The sequence below is a fragment of the Micromonospora sp. DT68 genome (genome assembly GCF_049847245.1).
Taxonomy (GTDB): Bacteria; Actinomycetota; Actinomycetes; order Mycobacteriales; family Micromonosporaceae; genus Micromonospora; species Micromonospora profundi.
Genome location: NZ_JBNCNZ010000004.1, coordinates 268,112 through 283,063 on the forward strand (window position 1 = coordinate 268,112; position 14,952 = coordinate 283,063).

General features: G+C 67.5%; 11 protein-coding genes and 1 riboswitch. Of the genes, 9 read left to right on the top strand and 2 right to left on the bottom strand.

The window, feature by feature from the left end:
• Window positions 1–29 precede the first annotated feature (29 nt).
• Window positions 30–293 (bottom strand): hypothetical protein, encoded by a 264-nt coding sequence (locus tag ACPXB1_RS09795; RefSeq protein ID WP_425735088.1) that lies wholly within the window; start codon window positions 291–293, stop codon window positions 30–32.
• Between the two features lie 216 nt (window positions 294–509).
• Here ACPXB1_RS09795 and ACPXB1_RS09800 point away from each other — a divergent pair, with 216 nt between their 5' ends.
• From ACPXB1_RS09800 to paaN, 7 genes are all read left to right on the top strand, one after another.
• Complete coding sequence (locus ACPXB1_RS09800; RefSeq protein ID WP_425735089.1) at window positions 510–2,048, top strand: type I restriction-modification system subunit M; 1,539 nt, start codon at window positions 510–512, stop codon at window positions 2,046–2,048.
• Window positions 2,045–3,235, top strand: a complete 1,191-nt coding sequence (locus ACPXB1_RS09805) for a restriction endonuclease subunit S (protein ID WP_425735090.1) — start codon at window positions 2,045–2,047, stop codon at window positions 3,233–3,235. The genes ACPXB1_RS09800 and ACPXB1_RS09805 overlap by 4 nt, the downstream gene beginning before the upstream one ends.
• A 46-nt stretch (window positions 3,236–3,281) precedes the next feature.
• Window positions 3,282–6,698: a DEAD/DEAH box helicase family protein gene (locus ACPXB1_RS09810; protein ID WP_425735091.1), complete on the top strand. Its 3,417-nt coding sequence runs from the start codon at window positions 3,282–3,284 to the stop codon at window positions 6,696–6,698.
• A 268-nt stretch (window positions 6,699–6,966) separates the two neighbouring features.
• Window positions 6,967–7,416, top strand: a complete 450-nt coding sequence (locus tag ACPXB1_RS09815) for a DoxX family protein (protein WP_425735092.1) — start codon at window positions 6,967–6,969, stop codon at window positions 7,414–7,416.
• Window positions 7,417–7,572: 156 nt separating this feature from the next.
• Window positions 7,573–7,708, top strand: a riboswitch (SAM riboswitch).
• 10 nt (window positions 7,709–7,718) lie between these two features.
• Window positions 7,719–9,002, top strand: coding sequence for a threonine synthase (gene thrC, locus ACPXB1_RS09820; RefSeq protein WP_355589794.1), 1,284 nt, complete (start codon window positions 7,719–7,721; stop codon window positions 9,000–9,002).
• A 298-nt stretch (window positions 9,003–9,300) separates the two neighbouring features.
• Complete coding sequence (locus ACPXB1_RS09825) at window positions 9,301–10,320, top strand: GNAT family N-acetyltransferase (protein ID WP_425735093.1); 1,020 nt, start codon at window positions 9,301–9,303, stop codon at window positions 10,318–10,320.
• A 50-nt stretch (window positions 10,321–10,370) separates the two neighbouring features.
• A complete protein-coding gene (gene paaN / locus ACPXB1_RS09830) occupies window positions 10,371–12,044 on the top strand; it encodes a phenylacetic acid degradation protein PaaN (protein ID WP_306273329.1) in 1,674 nt (557 codons plus the stop codon).
• Window positions 12,045–12,170: 126 nt separating this feature from the next.
• Here paaN and ACPXB1_RS09835 read toward each other — a convergent pair whose 3' ends face one another.
• Window positions 12,171–12,731 (bottom strand): GNAT family N-acetyltransferase, encoded by a 561-nt coding sequence (locus tag ACPXB1_RS09835; protein ID WP_053654340.1) that lies wholly within the window; start codon window positions 12,729–12,731, stop codon window positions 12,171–12,173.
• A gap of 359 nt (window positions 12,732–13,090) precedes the next feature.
• Between ACPXB1_RS09835 and ACPXB1_RS09840 the strand changes: the two genes are divergently transcribed.
• Window positions 13,091–13,294: a cold-shock protein gene (locus ACPXB1_RS09840; protein ID WP_053654337.1), complete on the top strand. Its 204-nt coding sequence runs from the start codon at window positions 13,091–13,093 to the stop codon at window positions 13,292–13,294.
• Window positions 13,295–13,422: 128 nt separating this feature from the next.
• Window positions 13,423–14,694 (top strand): hypothetical protein, encoded by a 1,272-nt coding sequence (locus tag ACPXB1_RS09845; RefSeq protein ID WP_355630416.1) that lies wholly within the window; start codon window positions 13,423–13,425, stop codon window positions 14,692–14,694.
• Window positions 14,695–14,952 lie beyond the last annotated feature (258 nt).

A 14,952-nucleotide genomic window follows, 5' to 3' on the forward strand; every position in this document is an offset into this window, starting at 1 on the left:
CACTTTCGCCCTTCTCGCCGGGTATCCCGTTAGCCGAGCACGTTCATGGAGTTGCGTGGGGCCTGAGAACTCCCCTGGAGCAGGGTCATCGCCTCGACGAGGCGTTGCTTGCTCTGCTCGCCGCGCGCGATGGCCTCGGCGATGGTCGGCTGCCCCGTGCCAGCCGCCACCGCGCGTAGCCGGGCCAGCGTCTGCTCGGTCGCCTCGATGGCCGCGCGGATATGCTGCTGGGTGCTGTTGCCCTGTTCGGCGGCCTGTGCGAGCGCGGCCTTGACTTCCTCGATGCTCGCCATGCGGCCCCTCCGGCTGACGAGGCGAGACATTCTCGCTCCGTGTGCTGGGCCGGACGCTATCGGACACTGCCGTCTCGTCGCTGCCCCGGAAGATCGCCACAGTCGGCATGACGACACCATCTCGAAGACGCCGAGCGCCGGGTTCCCCGGATGAACAAGTGCGTCGTAGCCTTACGGGCTCAGCCGAGACGTATCGAGATGGTGGGGCAACGCTTCGTGATCACTGGGGAACTGAAGAGCAAGGTCGACCGGATCTGGGATACCTTCTGGTCGGGCGGTATCTCCAACCCGCTTGAGGTGATCGAACAGATCACCTACCTGCTGTTCATCCGCCGACTGGACGACCTACACACGCTGGCCCTCAACAAAGCGACGCGGACCGGCATACCGATCGAACGGCCAATCTTCCCGCCCGGCAGCGACGCCAAGGGCAAGCCGTACGAGGAGCTGCGCTGGTCACGCTTTAGAAACGTCGGCGCGGCTGAAATGTTCGACACGGTTGGTGAGCACGTCTTTCCGTTCCTTCGGACGCTGGGCGGCGACGGCTCGACCTACTCCACCCACATGAAGGACGCCCGCTTCACCATCCCGAACGCTGCGCTGTTGTCCCGAGTGGTCGACATGCTCAACAGCGTGCCGATGGAAGACCGGGACACCAACGGCGACCTGTACGAGTACCTGCTCGGCAAGATCGCCACAGCCGGTCACAACGGACAGTTCCGCACCCCCCGGCACATCATCCAGCTCATGGTGGAGATGGTCGCTCCCGGGCCTGATGACACCATCTGCGACCCGGCCTGCGGCAGCGCCGGCTTCCTCATGGAGTCCAGCAGGTACGTCAGCCGGGAGCACGAATACCTCTTTCACGAGCCCAAGCGCAACCGGCACTACCACCACGACATGTTCCACGGCTTCGACTTCGACAGCACCATGCTGCGCGTTGGCAGCATGAACATGCTCCTGCACGGCGTCGAGAACCCGGTCATCGAATACCGCGACTCACTCGCGCAGAGCGTCGCCGACGAGGCCGAGAAGTATTCGATCATCCTGGCCAACCCGCCCTTCGCCGGCAGCCTCGACTACGACAGCACCGCGAGAGACCTGACCCAGGTCGTCAAAACCAAGAAGACGGAACTGCTCTTCCTGGTGCTCTTCCTGCGGCTACTCAAGCCGGGTGGCCAAGCGGCGGTCATCGTGCCCGACGGGGTGCTCTTCGGGTCGAGCAAGGCGCACAAGGAGATCCGCCGCATGCTGGTCGACGACCACAAGCTAGACGCGGTGGTCAAGCTCCCAGGCGGCGTTTTTAAGCCGTACGCAGGCGTGTCGACGGCGGTGCTCTTCTTCACCAAGACCAACAGCGGCGGCACCGACAACGTGTGGTTCTACGAGGTGACCGCCGACGGCTGGAGCCTGGACGACAAGCGGACCCCGCTGCTGCCGGAAGACAAGCTCGGTGCGCGGCCGTCGGTCGACTTCACCGAAGCCGACCACGCCAAGAACAACTTGCCGGACGTGCTGGCACGCTGGGCGCAGCGCAACCATGACGAGCTGAAGCGCGCACGAACCGAGCAGAGCTTCTGCGTAACCAAGGACGACATCGTCGCCCAGGACTACGACCTCAGCCTCAACCGCTACAAGGCGGTCGTACACGACGAGATCGAGCACCGGCCTCCGCTAGAAATCCTCGCGGACCTCGAACGCCTCGAATCCGAGATCCAACAGGGCATGTCCGACCTGAAGGCGATGCTCGGATGAGCCGTCCGGCGATCGTTCCTCTTTGGGATCTATTGACTGAGGTGAAACCCGGGTATGCCTGCGGTGAAGAGGTCGAGGATGGCATCCTACAGATTCGCATGAATAACGTGACCCGGGACGGTCGACTCGACCTTTCGAGACGGCGATTGGTTCCGCGCCAATCTGAGCGCATGGAGAAATTTTCACTGCGTCCCGGTGATGTCCTCTTCAACGCCACGAACAGCCCCGACCTTGTAGGTAAGGCGGCCCTGTTCACCCGATCGACCGAAGCGGTGTTTAGCAACCACTTTTTCCGACTGCGGGTCGATGAGGCGAAGGTGCTGCCGGGTTACTTGACGCGCTGGCTGCAGATGCAATTCTTGCGCGGCGTGTTCAAGTCGATGTGCCAGCAGTGGGTGAACCAAGCCACCGTAAGTCGAGACGCCCTACTGCGGCTATCGCTTCCACTCCCTGCGCTTGGTCAGCAGCGCAGGATTACCGAAATGTTGGACTGCCTGGATAATCTGAGCACCAAGCAGCGGGAGGCTCAGGCCCTGCTCGACGAGCTTGAGCGGTCCGCTTTTCTGGATATGTTCGGCGATCCTTTTGCGAACCCCCACGGGTTTCCTGAGTGCGAATTGGCTGAGCTCGTATCCAGGGGGGACCGGATTAATTACGGAGTTGTCCAGCCGGGAGGTTACGACGAGACTGGGGTGCCGATGATTCGTGTCGGCGACCTGGCTGATGGTGGAGTTGATCGGTCTGTCTTGAAGCGCATAAGTTCGTCAATTGAGGGTCAATATTATAGATCCCGTATCCGTGGAAACGAGATACTTGTTAGCTGTGTTGGATCGATTGGTTCGGTATCGATGGTTGGTCCGAAGGACGTGGGATCCAATATTGCCCGCGCTGTTGCACGAGTGCCTCTCGACGACGACGACACTCGCCAGTATCTGATGGCGTATCTGCGAACAAAGGCAGTGCAGGACTACTTCGTGCGCGAGTTGCGGACAGTAAGTCAGCCGACCTTGAACATCAAGCAGATTGCGGCCACCCGGGTCCTTGTCCCGCCACCCAACCTTTTGCGTAAGTTTGCGATTCAAGCCGCCGCCGCCAATCGGCTTAAGGGTATGCACCGGGCGCGCTTGGCCGAGTTGGACGCCCTCTTCGCATCTCTTCAGGATAGGGCCTTTCGTGGGGAGCTTTGATGTGTGACGATCGAGGGCTGTCCACACGCCGGGAGGATCTTCGTCGATGAGCAACTTCGTGTTCCTGCGCGCCGAGTGGCCCGAGTTGTTCGCCGAGGCCGAGCAGGCCGAGCTGAACGCTCTGGTCAATCCGCGTACGGCCTGCTTCTATGCTCGCCGCTGCCTGGAACACGCGGTGAAGTGGCTCTATCGCGCCGATCAGACATTGCGGAAGCCGAACGACACTCGGCTCATCGCCCTGATCAACGAGCCGACGATGAAGAACCTGGTCGGCGCGACGATGACCGCCAAGATGCAGATCATTCGCATCAAGGGAAACTCGGCGGTGCACGACAAGGGGCAGGTGCCCAAGCCGGACGGCGAGAATGTCGTCCGGCAGTTGTTCGACCTGACGTACTGGATTGCTCGTCGTTACACCCGCGACCCTTCCGCCGTACCCCCGGATGCTCTTGTCTTTGACTCTGCGCTGGTGCCGCGACCGGCGGATGCGCGGGCGCAGAGCCGCGCGGAGGTGCGCGCGCTGGACGAGCGGCTGGCCGCCCGGGACGCTGCCCTGGCCGCGGCGGAGGCCGACAACGCCGACCTGGACGCGCAGGTAGCCGCCCTGCGCGAGCAGATCACGGCGGCGAAGGCCGCCAACGCGGCCCGGCCCGACGAGCACGACTACAACGAGCAGGAGACCCGCGACCGCTACATCGACGTGCTGCTCGCCGAGGCGGGTTGGCGGCTCGACCAGCCACGGGACCGGGAGTTCCCGGTCACCGGCCTGCCGCACGGGTCCGGCACCGGACGGGTCGACTATGTGCTGTGGGGGGACGACGACAAGCCCCTCGCCATTATCGAGGCGAAGCGCACCCGCCGTGACCCGTTGACCGGTCAGCAGCAGGCCAAGAACTACGCCGACGCGTTGGAGGCGGCGCACGGGCAGCGGCCGGTCATTTTCTACACCAACGGCTACGAGACCTGGCTCTGGGACGACGCCTGCTATCCGCCCCGGCCGGTGCAGGGTTTCTACACCCGTGACGAGCTTCAACTGCTCGTGCAGCGACGTACGACCCGGCGGCGGCTCGCCGAGCTGACCATCGACGGGGGGATCGTCGAACGGCACTACCAGCAGCGGGCCATCCGGTTGATCTCCGAGGCGTTCGAGGTGGACTGGCAGCGCAAGGCGCTGGTGGTGATGGCCACCGGCGCGGGCAAGACCCGCACCGTCATCGCGCTGGTCGAGCTGCTGATGCGTGCCAACTGGGTGAAGCGGGTGCTGTTCCTCGCCGACCGGGTGGCCCTGGTCAACCAGGCCGCCAACGCGTTCGGCGCCCACCTGCCCGACGTGACCACCGTCAACCTGACCGCCGACAAGGTCGGCGAAGGCCGGGTGTACGTCTCGACGTACCCGACCATGCTGGGCCTGATCAACCAGACCGATGGCGAGATGCGCCGCTTCGGGCCGGGGCACTTCGACCTGATCGTCATCGACGAGGCGCACCGGTCGGTCTACCAGAAGTATCGGGCTATCTTCTTCTACTTCGACGCGCTGCTCGTCGGGCTGACCGCCACCCCCAAGGATGAGGTCGACCGCAACACCTACGGGCTCTTCGACCTGGTGGACGGCGTCCCCACCGACGCGTACACCCTGGAAGAGGCCGTCGACGAGGGATATCTGGTGCCGCCGCGGGTGGTCGCGGTCGACCTGCGGATCCAGCGTTCCGGGCTGCGCTACGACGAGTTGACCGAGCAGCAGAAGGACGACTGGGACGCCCTGGAGTGGGGCGACGACGTCGACGTTCCCGATGAGGTGAGCGCCGAGGCGGTCAACAAGTGGTTCTTCAACGCCGACACTGTGGACAAGGTCCTCGAATACCTGATGACCAAAGGTCACCGGGTGGCCGGCGGTGACCGGATCGGCAAGACGATCATCTTCGCCAAGAACAACGAGCACGCGAAGTTCATCGCCAAGCGCTTCGACGACAACTACCCGCACTACCGGGGCGACTTCGCCCGAATCATCACCCATCGGGTTGAGCGCGCGCAGGGCCTGATCGACACCTTCTCGCTCCCCGACAAGCAGCCGCACATCGCCATCTCCGTCGACATGCTCGACACCGGTATCGACGTCCCCGATGTCGTCAACCTGGTGTTCTTCAAGATCGTGCGGTCCAAGACGAAGTTCGCCCAGATGCTCGGCCGGGGCACCCGCCTCCGGCTCGACCTGTATGCCCCGGGCATCCACAAGAAGGACTTCTTCGTCTTCGACTTCTGCGGCAACTTCGAGTATTTCGGCCAGGACCCGACCACCACCGAGGGCTCACTCAGCCCGTCCCTCACCGAACGGATCTTCAAGGCCAAGGTCGAGCTGGTCAGCCAGCTCGACCAGCGTCGACCCGGCGACGCCGCCGACAGTGAAGCGGCCGATGGTACGCAGAGCGAGGCTGGCCTGCGCCGGGACATTGCCCGAGACCTCAACGGCCAGGTGCAGGGCATGCGCCTGGACAACGTGGTGGTGCGTCCACACCGTCGCCTCGTCGAGTACTACGTCGACCTCGCCAACTGGCACCGGCTGTCGCCGGAAGCCTCCGCGCAGATCGTCGCTGGCCTCGCCGGCCTGCCCAGCGAAGTCCGCGACGACGGGGAGGAGGCCAAGCGCTTCGATCTGCTGATCCTGCGGATGCAGCTCGGTTTGCTGGTGCCCGACAGCCGGTTCAACCGGCACCGCACCGAAGTCCAGGAGGTCGCCTCGGCGCTGCTGGAACAGACCAGCATCCCGATGATCCAGCAACGGGCTCAGTTGCTCGACGAGGTGGCCGGCGACGAGTGGTGGCAGGACGTCACGCTACCCATGCTGGAGCTGGCCCGGCGTCGGATGCGTGACCTGGTCCGGCTGGTGCCCAAGGCGCGTCGCACCGTCGTCTTCACCAACTTCGCGGACGAGATCGACCAGGAGGTCGAGGTGCCGTTCAGCGGCGTGACAGTCGGCACCGACCTCGATCGCTTCCGCGCGAAGATGCGCGTCTACCTGCGCACCCACGAAGATCACGTAGCCGTGCAGAAGCTGCGCCGCAACAGGCAACTCTCCGGCACCGACCTCGCCGAGCTGGAAAGGATGCTCGGCGAGAGCGGCGTCGGCGACAAGCAGGACATCGACCAGGCCCGGCGATCCTCCGAGGGCCTGGGCCTCTTCATCCGCTCACTGGTCGGGCTGGACCGCGAGGCGGCCCGGGATGCGTTCAGCGAATTCCTCGTCGACCGGAACCTCAGCGCCGCCCAGCTCGATTTCATCAACCTGATCATCAACGATCTGACCATGAACGGTGTGATGGAGCCGGGGCGGCTTTACGAGTCCCCGTTCAACGGTGTCGCCCCACGTGGTCCCGAGGCGCTCTTCTCCAACCCCGACGCCGACCGCATGGTCTCGATCCTCCGCTCGATCAAGAACAATGCCACCCCGGTGACCGAGGTGGCATAGCAGCCGCAGCATCTCTTTCGCGGCTCGACCAACTGCCCCACCTCCGGGGCAGCTCGACAGGCTGTACGGGCCGCGTGACACGCTGTACCGTCGTCTCGGGAGCGCTCCCACGGCGGCGGCCCGCGTGACGCTCCGTCGAGGCCGTCCGTCGTCACGGGTGTGACCGGACATGTTCGATCGGGGATTTTCCCACTAGCAAGGAACTTGTTCACTTCGATGGATTCATGCTCCATGATGGTTGATATCGATATCCATCTATGGAGGTCCCATGAACGTCTCTCGGCTCGGCGGGCCGATCCTGTCCCTGTTCCGCATCGTGACCGGCCTGCTGTTCACGCTGCACGGCCTGTCCTCGATCTTCGGGTTGTTCGGCGGCAACCCCATGACCGGCAAGGCGATACCTCTCGGCACGTGGCCAGGCTGGTGGGCCGCGCTGATTCAGCTGATCTGCGGTGCGCTGGTGCTTGTCGGTCTCTTCACCCGACCGGCCGCGATTCTCGCCTCCGGTTCGATGGCGTACGCCTACTTCGTCGTGCACCAGCCGGACGGCCTGCTGCCGCTACAGAACGGCGGTGAGTTGTCCGCGCTCTTCTGCTGGTCCTTCCTGCTGGTCGCGGTGCTCGGCCCAGGCTCCTGGGCGCTCGACTCGCTGTTGGCCCGGCGTCGCCCCGCCACTCTGACCGCGCCGATCGCCGAGCCCACTTCGGTACCGGTCTGACCGCGCTCCCACCGCGCGTCGCCGGGGCCTCGACGAGGCGGCCCCGGCGACGCGCCGTGCTCGTCACCCGTCCTGGCCTGGTCGGTTAGCTCACAGCGTGGGATCAGCGCTGGATGCGACGGCCGGCGGTGCCTAGACTCGGCGGCACAACTGAATACCTCATCCAGAGGGGCTGAGGGATACGGCCCGACGACGCCCCGGCAACCACCCCGCGCGCTCACCGCTGAGCGACCCGTGGGGCAGGTGCCAATTCCGTCCCTGCCGCACCGTGCGATGCGGGGAAAGATGAGAGGACTCTCGACATGACGTCGACGCTCGCCGCCTCCGGCATCGACACCTCCGCCAGCCCCGCCCGCGCCCTGGTCTGCCGCGCCTGTTCGGCCCGCTACCCGCTCGCCGCGCAGCACGCCTGCTACGAGTGTTTCGGCCCGCTGGAGGTCGACTACGACACCGCCGCCCTCGCCACAGTCACCCGCGAGCAGATCGAGGCCGGCCCGAACAACATCTGGCGGTACGCCGCGCTGCTGCCCGCCGGTCAGGACCCGGCCACCCGGGTGACCGTCGACCCCGGTCTGACGCCCCTTGTGGCGGCCCCGCACCTCGCCGCCGAGCTGGGCATCACCGCGCCGCTCTGGGTCAAGGACGACAGCGCCAACCCCACCCACTCGTTCAAGGACCGCGTCGTGTCGGTGGCGCTCACCGCCGCGAAGGCGCTCGGCTTCACCCGGTTCGCCTGCGCGTCGACCGGCAACCTGGCCAACTCGGTGGCCGCGCACGCCGCCCGCGCCGGGGTGCCCTCGGTGGTCTTCATCCCCAGCGACCTGGAACAGGGCAAGGTCATCACCACGGCCGTCTACGGCGGCGAGCTCGTCGCCATCGACGGCTCGTACGACGACGTGAACCGGCTCTGCGGCGAGTTGGTCGAGACCGACGAGTTCGAGGACACCGCGTTCGTCAACGTCAACGTCCGGCCGTACTACGCGGAGGGCTCCAAGACCCTCGGCTACGAGGTCGCCGAGCAGCTCGGCTGGCGGATCCCCGCCCAGGTGGTCATCCCGATGGCCAGCGGCGAACTGCTCACCAAGATTGACAAGGCGTTCTCCGAGCTTGTCGAGATCGGCCTGGTCGAGGCGCCGGCCGGTGGCTGGAAGGTCTTCGGCGCCCAGTCGGCCGGCTGCAACCCGATCGCTTCGGCGCTGCACGCCGACACCGACACCATCACCCCGGTCAAGCCGACAGGCATCGCCAAGTCCCTCAACATCGGTGATCCGGCCGCCGGCCTCTACGCGTTGGAGGCGGTCCGTCGCACCGGCGGCTGGATGGAGTACGTCGACGACGACGAGATCCGCGCCGGCATCCGCGACCTGGCCCGCACCACAGGGGTCTTCGCCGAGACCGCTGGCGGCGTCACAGTGGCGGTGCTGCGCAAGCTCGTCGAGTCCGGTCGGCTCGACCCGACGGCCGAGACGGTCGTGTTCAACACCGGCGAAGGGCTGAAGACCATCGACGCGGTGGCCGGTCAGGTCGGCCCGACCCACCACATCAAGCCGTCGCTGCGCGCTGCCCGCGACGCCGGCCTCCTCTGATCCAGCGGCGTCGAGCCGTCCGTCGAGGGCGAGGGATCGCCCGGACGGGGGATCGGGCCGATCCGCCGGGTAACTGGCTTTTCGCAGTGAGTGTAGAAAACCCGCCGCTGCGGACTTGACGACAGGAACCGGACGGCGCAAGATGCTCCGTGCGGGAGGGCATTTCGCCGGAGACTTTTGAAGTTCTTGCGACCCAACGCCGGAGGCGTTGTGCGAGTGTCCCTCCCGACCACGTCCGATCGGGCCACCGGATTAATTCGGTGGCCCGATCGCTTTTTCCGGTGACAGGCTCGCCGGCATGAGCATCACGATCGCGTCCTTCGACGGCGCCGACCAGGCCGCGGTCGACGAGGCGTACCGGATCGGCGCGGCCGCCAGCACCATCGACCTGCCGGACTTCCCGCCGTTCTGCCGGCGACGCTTCGACGCGCTCCTGCACACGCCGATGCCCCGCACCGAGTCGCTCTGGGCACTGGCCCGGCTGGACGGCGTACCGGCCGGCTACCTGCAACTGGACCTGCCCCAGCTCGACAACACCGACAACGCGACAGTCGAGCTGACGGTGCATCCCGAGCTGCGGCGTCGCGGCGTCGGCCGGGCACTGCACGAGTACGGGGTACGCCTGCTGCGCGAGCACGGACGCAAGCGGGTGGTCGCTATGACCGTCTCCACGATGCCCGACGGGCCGCCCCGATCGGTGGCGGGTGACGCGTTCGCCGCCACGATAGGAGCCCAGGCCGCGCTTGTCGACGTGCGTCGCCGACTCGACATCGACAGCATCGACCGGGTCGCGCTGCGCGCTGCGCTCGCCGAGGCCCACACCATGGCCGAGGGCTATCAGTCCGTCACCTGGCAGGGTGCGACCCCGACGGAGTACCTGGCGGACATCGCCTATCTGGACGGCCGACTGCTCATCGACGCGCCAATGGGCGACGTGCAGTGGGAGCCGGAGCAGGTCGACGCCGAACGCATCCGGGGCACCGACCGGGCGTTGGAGGCCAGGGGCCGGCGGCGCTACCACCTCGGGATGCGACACGAGGCGTCCGGTCGGCTTGTCGCCTGGACCCTGCTCGACGTGGGCGCCAGCGCAGACTGGCACGCCTTCCAGCAGATCACCATCGTCGACCCCGCTCACCGTGGGCACCGGCTCGGTCTGCTCGCCAAGATCGAAAATCTGCATCACCTGCTCACCCACGAGCCGGCGGTACGCGTCGTCGACACCTTCAACGCGGCAAGCAACAGTTACATGGTGGCGATCAACGAGCGGCTCGGCTTCCGCCCGGTGGACTCCTGGAACAACTGGCAGCTCACCCTCTGACGGGCGATCGGCGCTACTGCTCGTGCGGGGTCCTCAGGCATGATGGCGGCATGACGGAGACCCCGCATCCCCTGTACGACAGGCACGCCGACACCCTCAACCGTGCGCTGACCGCGATCACGGAGCGGGGCTACTGGTCCGCGTACCCAGAATCCCCAAGCCCCCGGGTGTACGGCGAGACCGCCGCCGCCGACGGCAAGGCCGCCTTCGAGGCGTACCTCGGTGGGGACTTCCCCCTCGACCAGCCCGGCACGGGCCGGCGGATCGCCACCGAGGCGAGCCCGTTCGGTGTGGAGTTGGCCGTGCGCTACCCGCACGCCGGCACCGACGAGCTGATCAGGGCTGCCTCGACGGCGCTGCCGGCCTGGCGTGACGCCGGCCCGCAGGCCCGGGTGGGCGTCTGCCTGGAGATCCTCGACCGGTTGCACAAGCACATCTTCGAGCTTGCCAACGCTGTGCAGTTCACCAGCGGGCAGGCGTTCGTGATGGCCTTCCAGGCCGGCGGCGCGCACGCGCTGGACCGGGCGCTGGAGTCGCTGGCGTACGCGTACGCCGAGATGACCCGGCACCCGCAGACGGCCGGTTGGGAGAAGCCCGCGGGCAAGGGCGACCCGCTGCGGATGACGAAGACCTTCCACGTGGTGCCCCGTGGAGTGGCGCTGGTGATCGGCTGCAACACCTTCCCGACGTGGAACTCGTACCCCGGGCTGTTCGCCTCGCTCGCCACCGGCAACCCGGTGATCGTCAAGCCGCACCCGCGCGCGGTGCTGCCCCTGGCCGTCACAGTGAAGTACGCCCGGGAGGTGCTCGCCGAGGCCGGCTTCGACCCGAACCTGATCCTGCTGGCCGCCGAGGCGCCTGGCGAAAAGCTAGCCAGCGACCTGGCCCTGCACCGGTCCGTGAAGATCGTCGACTTCACCGGGTCCACCGAGTACGGCGACTGGCTGGAGACGCACGCCCGGCAGGCGTCGGTCTACACCGAGAAGGCCGGGCTGAACACGGTGGTGATCGACTCCACCGACGACTTCGCCGGCATGTGCCGCAACCTCGGCTTCACGCTGACCCTCTACAGCGGCCAGATGTGCACCACCTCGCAGAACATCCTCATCCCGGCCGGTGGCATCGAGACCGACCAGGGCCACAAGAGCTTCGACGAGGTGGCCGGCGGCATCGCCGCGGCGGTCGGCAAGCTCACCGCCGACCCGGCGCGGGGCGTCGAGCTGACCGGCGCCATCGTCAACGACGGCGTGCTGGAGCGGCTGGCCGAGGTGACAAAGGTCGGCGAGCCCATCCTGGAGTCGCGGGCCGTCGCGCACCCGTCGTACGCCGACGCCGTGGTGCGTACCCCGACGATCGTGAAGCTGGCCGCGGACGACGCGGACACCTACGGCCGGGAGTGGTTCGGGCCCATCTCGTTCGCCATCGCGACCGACTCCACGGCGCACAGCCTGGAGCTGATGCGCCGGACCGTCGGCGAGAAGGGCGCGCTCACGGCGGCGGTCTACTCGACCGACGAAGCAGTGCTGGACGCCGCCGAGGCGGTGGCCGTCGACGTCGGGGTGCACCTGTCCTGCAACCTGACCGGTGGGGTTTTCGTGAACCAGTCCGCGGCGTTCTCCGACTTCCACGGCAGCGGGGCGAACGCAGCGGCCAACTCGGCGCTGACCGACGGGGCTTATGTCGCCAACCGGTTCCGGGTGGTGCAGTCGCGGCGTCACGTCTGATTGTGGTTGCGGTTGGGGTTTCCGGGGCAGCCCGACCCGCTCCGGGCGGTCAGGCTTGATCCCTGCGCGGGTCGGGCTGCCCCGGAAACCCTTTGTGGGCACGCTTGTCGAAGCCTGCTTGGGTGGTCAGATCAGCACGCGGTTTTGCAGTGGCAGTTTGGCGGGGCGGCGCATCTGTAGTTCGGTCAGGGCCGGGATCGTGGGGTGGGGCACGCGTACCCCGGTGTCCTTGAAGCCCAGCCGCTGATAGGCGCGACAGGCGCGGTCGTTGCCGACCACCACCTCAAGCATCAACTCCGGCCGACCGCAGGCCAGCGACCAGGCCGCCACCTCGTCGATCAGATCACCGAGCAGGCCGCTGCCCCGCCAGGTCGGCGTGACATAGACCGCGTAGATCACTGTCAGGTCGGCCTCGCGCGGCGCCACAGTGCCACCGGCGTGCCCGACCAGCCGACCTCCGGGATCGGCGACGAACTGCGCGGTGTCGGACCCGATCGAGGTGTACGCGATCCGGGCCGCGTACTCGGCGTGCGGCCGGGCCGCCGCTTCCGCCAGGGTCTCCAGGAAGGCCAACGGCGCGTCGGCGAGCATCTCCAGGCGCAGGGCCCGCATCCGGCCGGCATCCTCCGGCCGGACCCGACGGATCTTCGCCTGCCGAACGGCGGCCGAGTCGGTGTCGGTGGTCATGTCTGCATGCCTACCACAGGGGCAGAAGCCGTTTTCCGGACCGCGCCTGACCCGTTCCCACCCGGATCCTCGGCAGGCCCACGCGCATCCCGCGGTGGTTGATCAGGGCCGGCAGCGGCCACCTGCGCAACGACGGGCGTAAATCAAGCGGGGGTTGTCGCCACCGTCAGGCGTGCTGAGGGAAGGGTCAGGAATATGCCCGATTTGTGGTCGTGCGCGGCCGTCACTCCTCGTGTAGCGTGCGATTTCGGTCACCCCCTTCAGCGGCCGTCGTCGATCGCTGAAGCGGTGGGCCGGAGGCGTCCGGCCCTGCCGTGCGCCGGGGCCAGGCAACGCCGCGCAGAGTGAGGAAGTGCACCGTGGCACAGGGCACCGTGAAGTGGTTCAACGCCGAAAAGGGCTACGGCTTCATTGCCGTCGACGGCGGTCAGGACGTGTTCGTCCACTTCTCCGCGATCGAGATGGACGGCTACAAGGCGCTGGACGACGGTCAGCGGGTGGAGTTCGAGATCGCCCAGGGTCAGAAGGGTCCGCAGGCCGAGCACGTACGCGTCGTCGCCTGAGCGCAGCCCCGCACCCATCCGCCCGGCCGGTAGCCGAATCGTGTCCGGTCGTCGGCGGGTCGGGGCTGCGCCGGCGAAGCCCACCCGGGAAGATCGTGAACCGTTCCAGCCATTGCTGAGGAGGGTTCATGACCGACCAGCCGCCCCCGTCCAACCCGCCGATCGGGCCGGGGGAGCAGGGTCCGTCCGATCCGCTTCCGCCCGGCGCGACGCCCGCGTCCGGCCCGTACCCCGGTCAGCAGCCCGGATGGGACGCCGCCCAGGGTGGCTGGGGCCAGCAGGCAGGTCAACTGCCCGCCGGCCCGCCGCCAGGGTGGGGTGCCCCGCAGGGTGGGTGGGGTCAGCCGGGTGGTCCGCCGCCGGGCTGGGGTGACCCGCAGGCCGGCTGGGGTCAGCAGGCCGGTCCGCCGCCGCAGGGCTGGGGTGACCCGCAGGCCGGTCCGCCCCCGCAGGGCTGGGTCTTCCCGCCCACCGGCGGCTACCCGCCCGGCGCTGGTCCCTACGGCGGTCAGCACTGGTACCCGGGGCCGCAGGTCGGCTGGTACCCGCCCGGCCTCGACCCCAACGACCCGCTTGTCACGCCGCCCGGTGCCGGTTTGCCGGGCTGGCTCGACCGGTTCAACGGCGCACTGCGGCGAGGCTGGCGGCAGTTGGTGCCGATTCTCCTGCTCACCCAGGTGCTGCCCGCGGCTGTCCTGGCGATCATCTCGCTGGCCCTGGACCCGACGGCAAAGTGGGATACGCAGCCCGTCGACCCGGTGGCCGGGCTGCCGGACAACTTCGGTGCCGAGCTGTTGACCTTCGTCGTGGTGCTGATCGTCGGCAGCCTGCTCATCGGTGCGGTGCAGGCCGTCGGGTGGGCCGCAGGCAGTTGGGTGATCACCCAGCAGGCCGCGGGCAGGCCGGCCAGCCTCGACGGGGCGCTGCGGTACGGCGTACGCCGGGCGCTCGGCCTGTGGGGCTGGACGCTGGTGATGGGCCTGCTCGTCGGCGTGGGTATCTGTCTCTGCGTACTGCCGGGCATCTATCTGGCGTTCGCGCTGAGCATGGCCGGCCCGGTCTACCTCTTCGAACGGCACAACCCGATCGGCCGGTCGTTCCGGATGTTCCACGACCGGTTCGGGATGATGCTCGGCCGTGTGGCGCTGGTGGGCGGCGTGGTGCTCGTCATCAGCTTGATCTCCGGCGCCCTGGAGTCGGTGGGCACCGTCCCGTTCGGTACGGATCCGCTCGGCGCGCCGGGCTCCGCGGTGGGCGTGGTGGCCGTGATCGTGGTCACCTCGGTCCTGGCCCTGCCGGCCTACCTCGTCCAGCTGGCCGGCCTGCTGGTCACGTACACCGAGCAGCGGGCCCATGAGGGGCCGGTGAACAGCGCCGGACTGGCTGCGGAACTCGGCTGAGCGGCCCCATCGTGCTTGCACTCGGCAGGTGAGAGTGCTAAAAAAGGCATTGGCACTCGCACACTGTGAGTGCCAATGGTCGGGACGGTGGGGCCAGGTCGCACCGGTGTGGAGACACCGGAGCGGCACATGGCCGGTCGTCGCGGGCTATCCGGCCCGGCCGAAGGACGTCGTCGTCGCCAGGTGGCGACGTCCCAAGGTGCGTACACCAGGCGGCCCATCCGGGGCACACATCTCGGGTGGCCCGTGAGTGTCCAG

Bases quoted from the DNA above. Each gene is read 5' to 3' on its own strand.
- ACPXB1_RS09845 (WP_355630416.1), top strand. From the start codon at position 13,423: ATGACCGACCAGCCGCCCCCGTCCAACCCGCCGATCGGGCCGGGGGAG.
- ACPXB1_RS09810 (WP_425735091.1), top strand. From the start codon at position 3,282: ATGAGCAACTTCGTGTTCCTGCGCGCCGAGTGGCCCGAGTTGTTCGCC.
- ACPXB1_RS09795 (WP_425735088.1), bottom strand. From the start codon at position 293: ATGGCGAGCATCGAGGAAGTCAAGGCCGCGCTCGCACAGGCCGCCGAA.
- paaN (WP_306273329.1), top strand. From the start codon at position 10,371: ATGACGGAGACCCCGCATCCCCTGTACGACAGGCACGCCGACACCCTC.
- thrC (WP_355589794.1), top strand. From the start codon at position 7,719: ATGACGTCGACGCTCGCCGCCTCCGGCATCGACACCTCCGCCAGCCCC.
- ACPXB1_RS09825 (WP_425735093.1), top strand. From the start codon at position 9,301: ATGAGCATCACGATCGCGTCCTTCGACGGCGCCGACCAGGCCGCGGTC.
- ACPXB1_RS09815 (WP_425735092.1), top strand. From the start codon at position 6,967: ATGAACGTCTCTCGGCTCGGCGGGCCGATCCTGTCCCTGTTCCGCATC.
- ACPXB1_RS09805 (WP_425735090.1), top strand. From the start codon at position 2,045: ATGAGCCGTCCGGCGATCGTTCCTCTTTGGGATCTATTGACTGAGGTG.
- ACPXB1_RS09835 (WP_053654340.1), bottom strand. From the start codon at position 12,731: ATGACCACCGACACCGACTCGGCCGCCGTTCGGCAGGCGAAGATCCGT.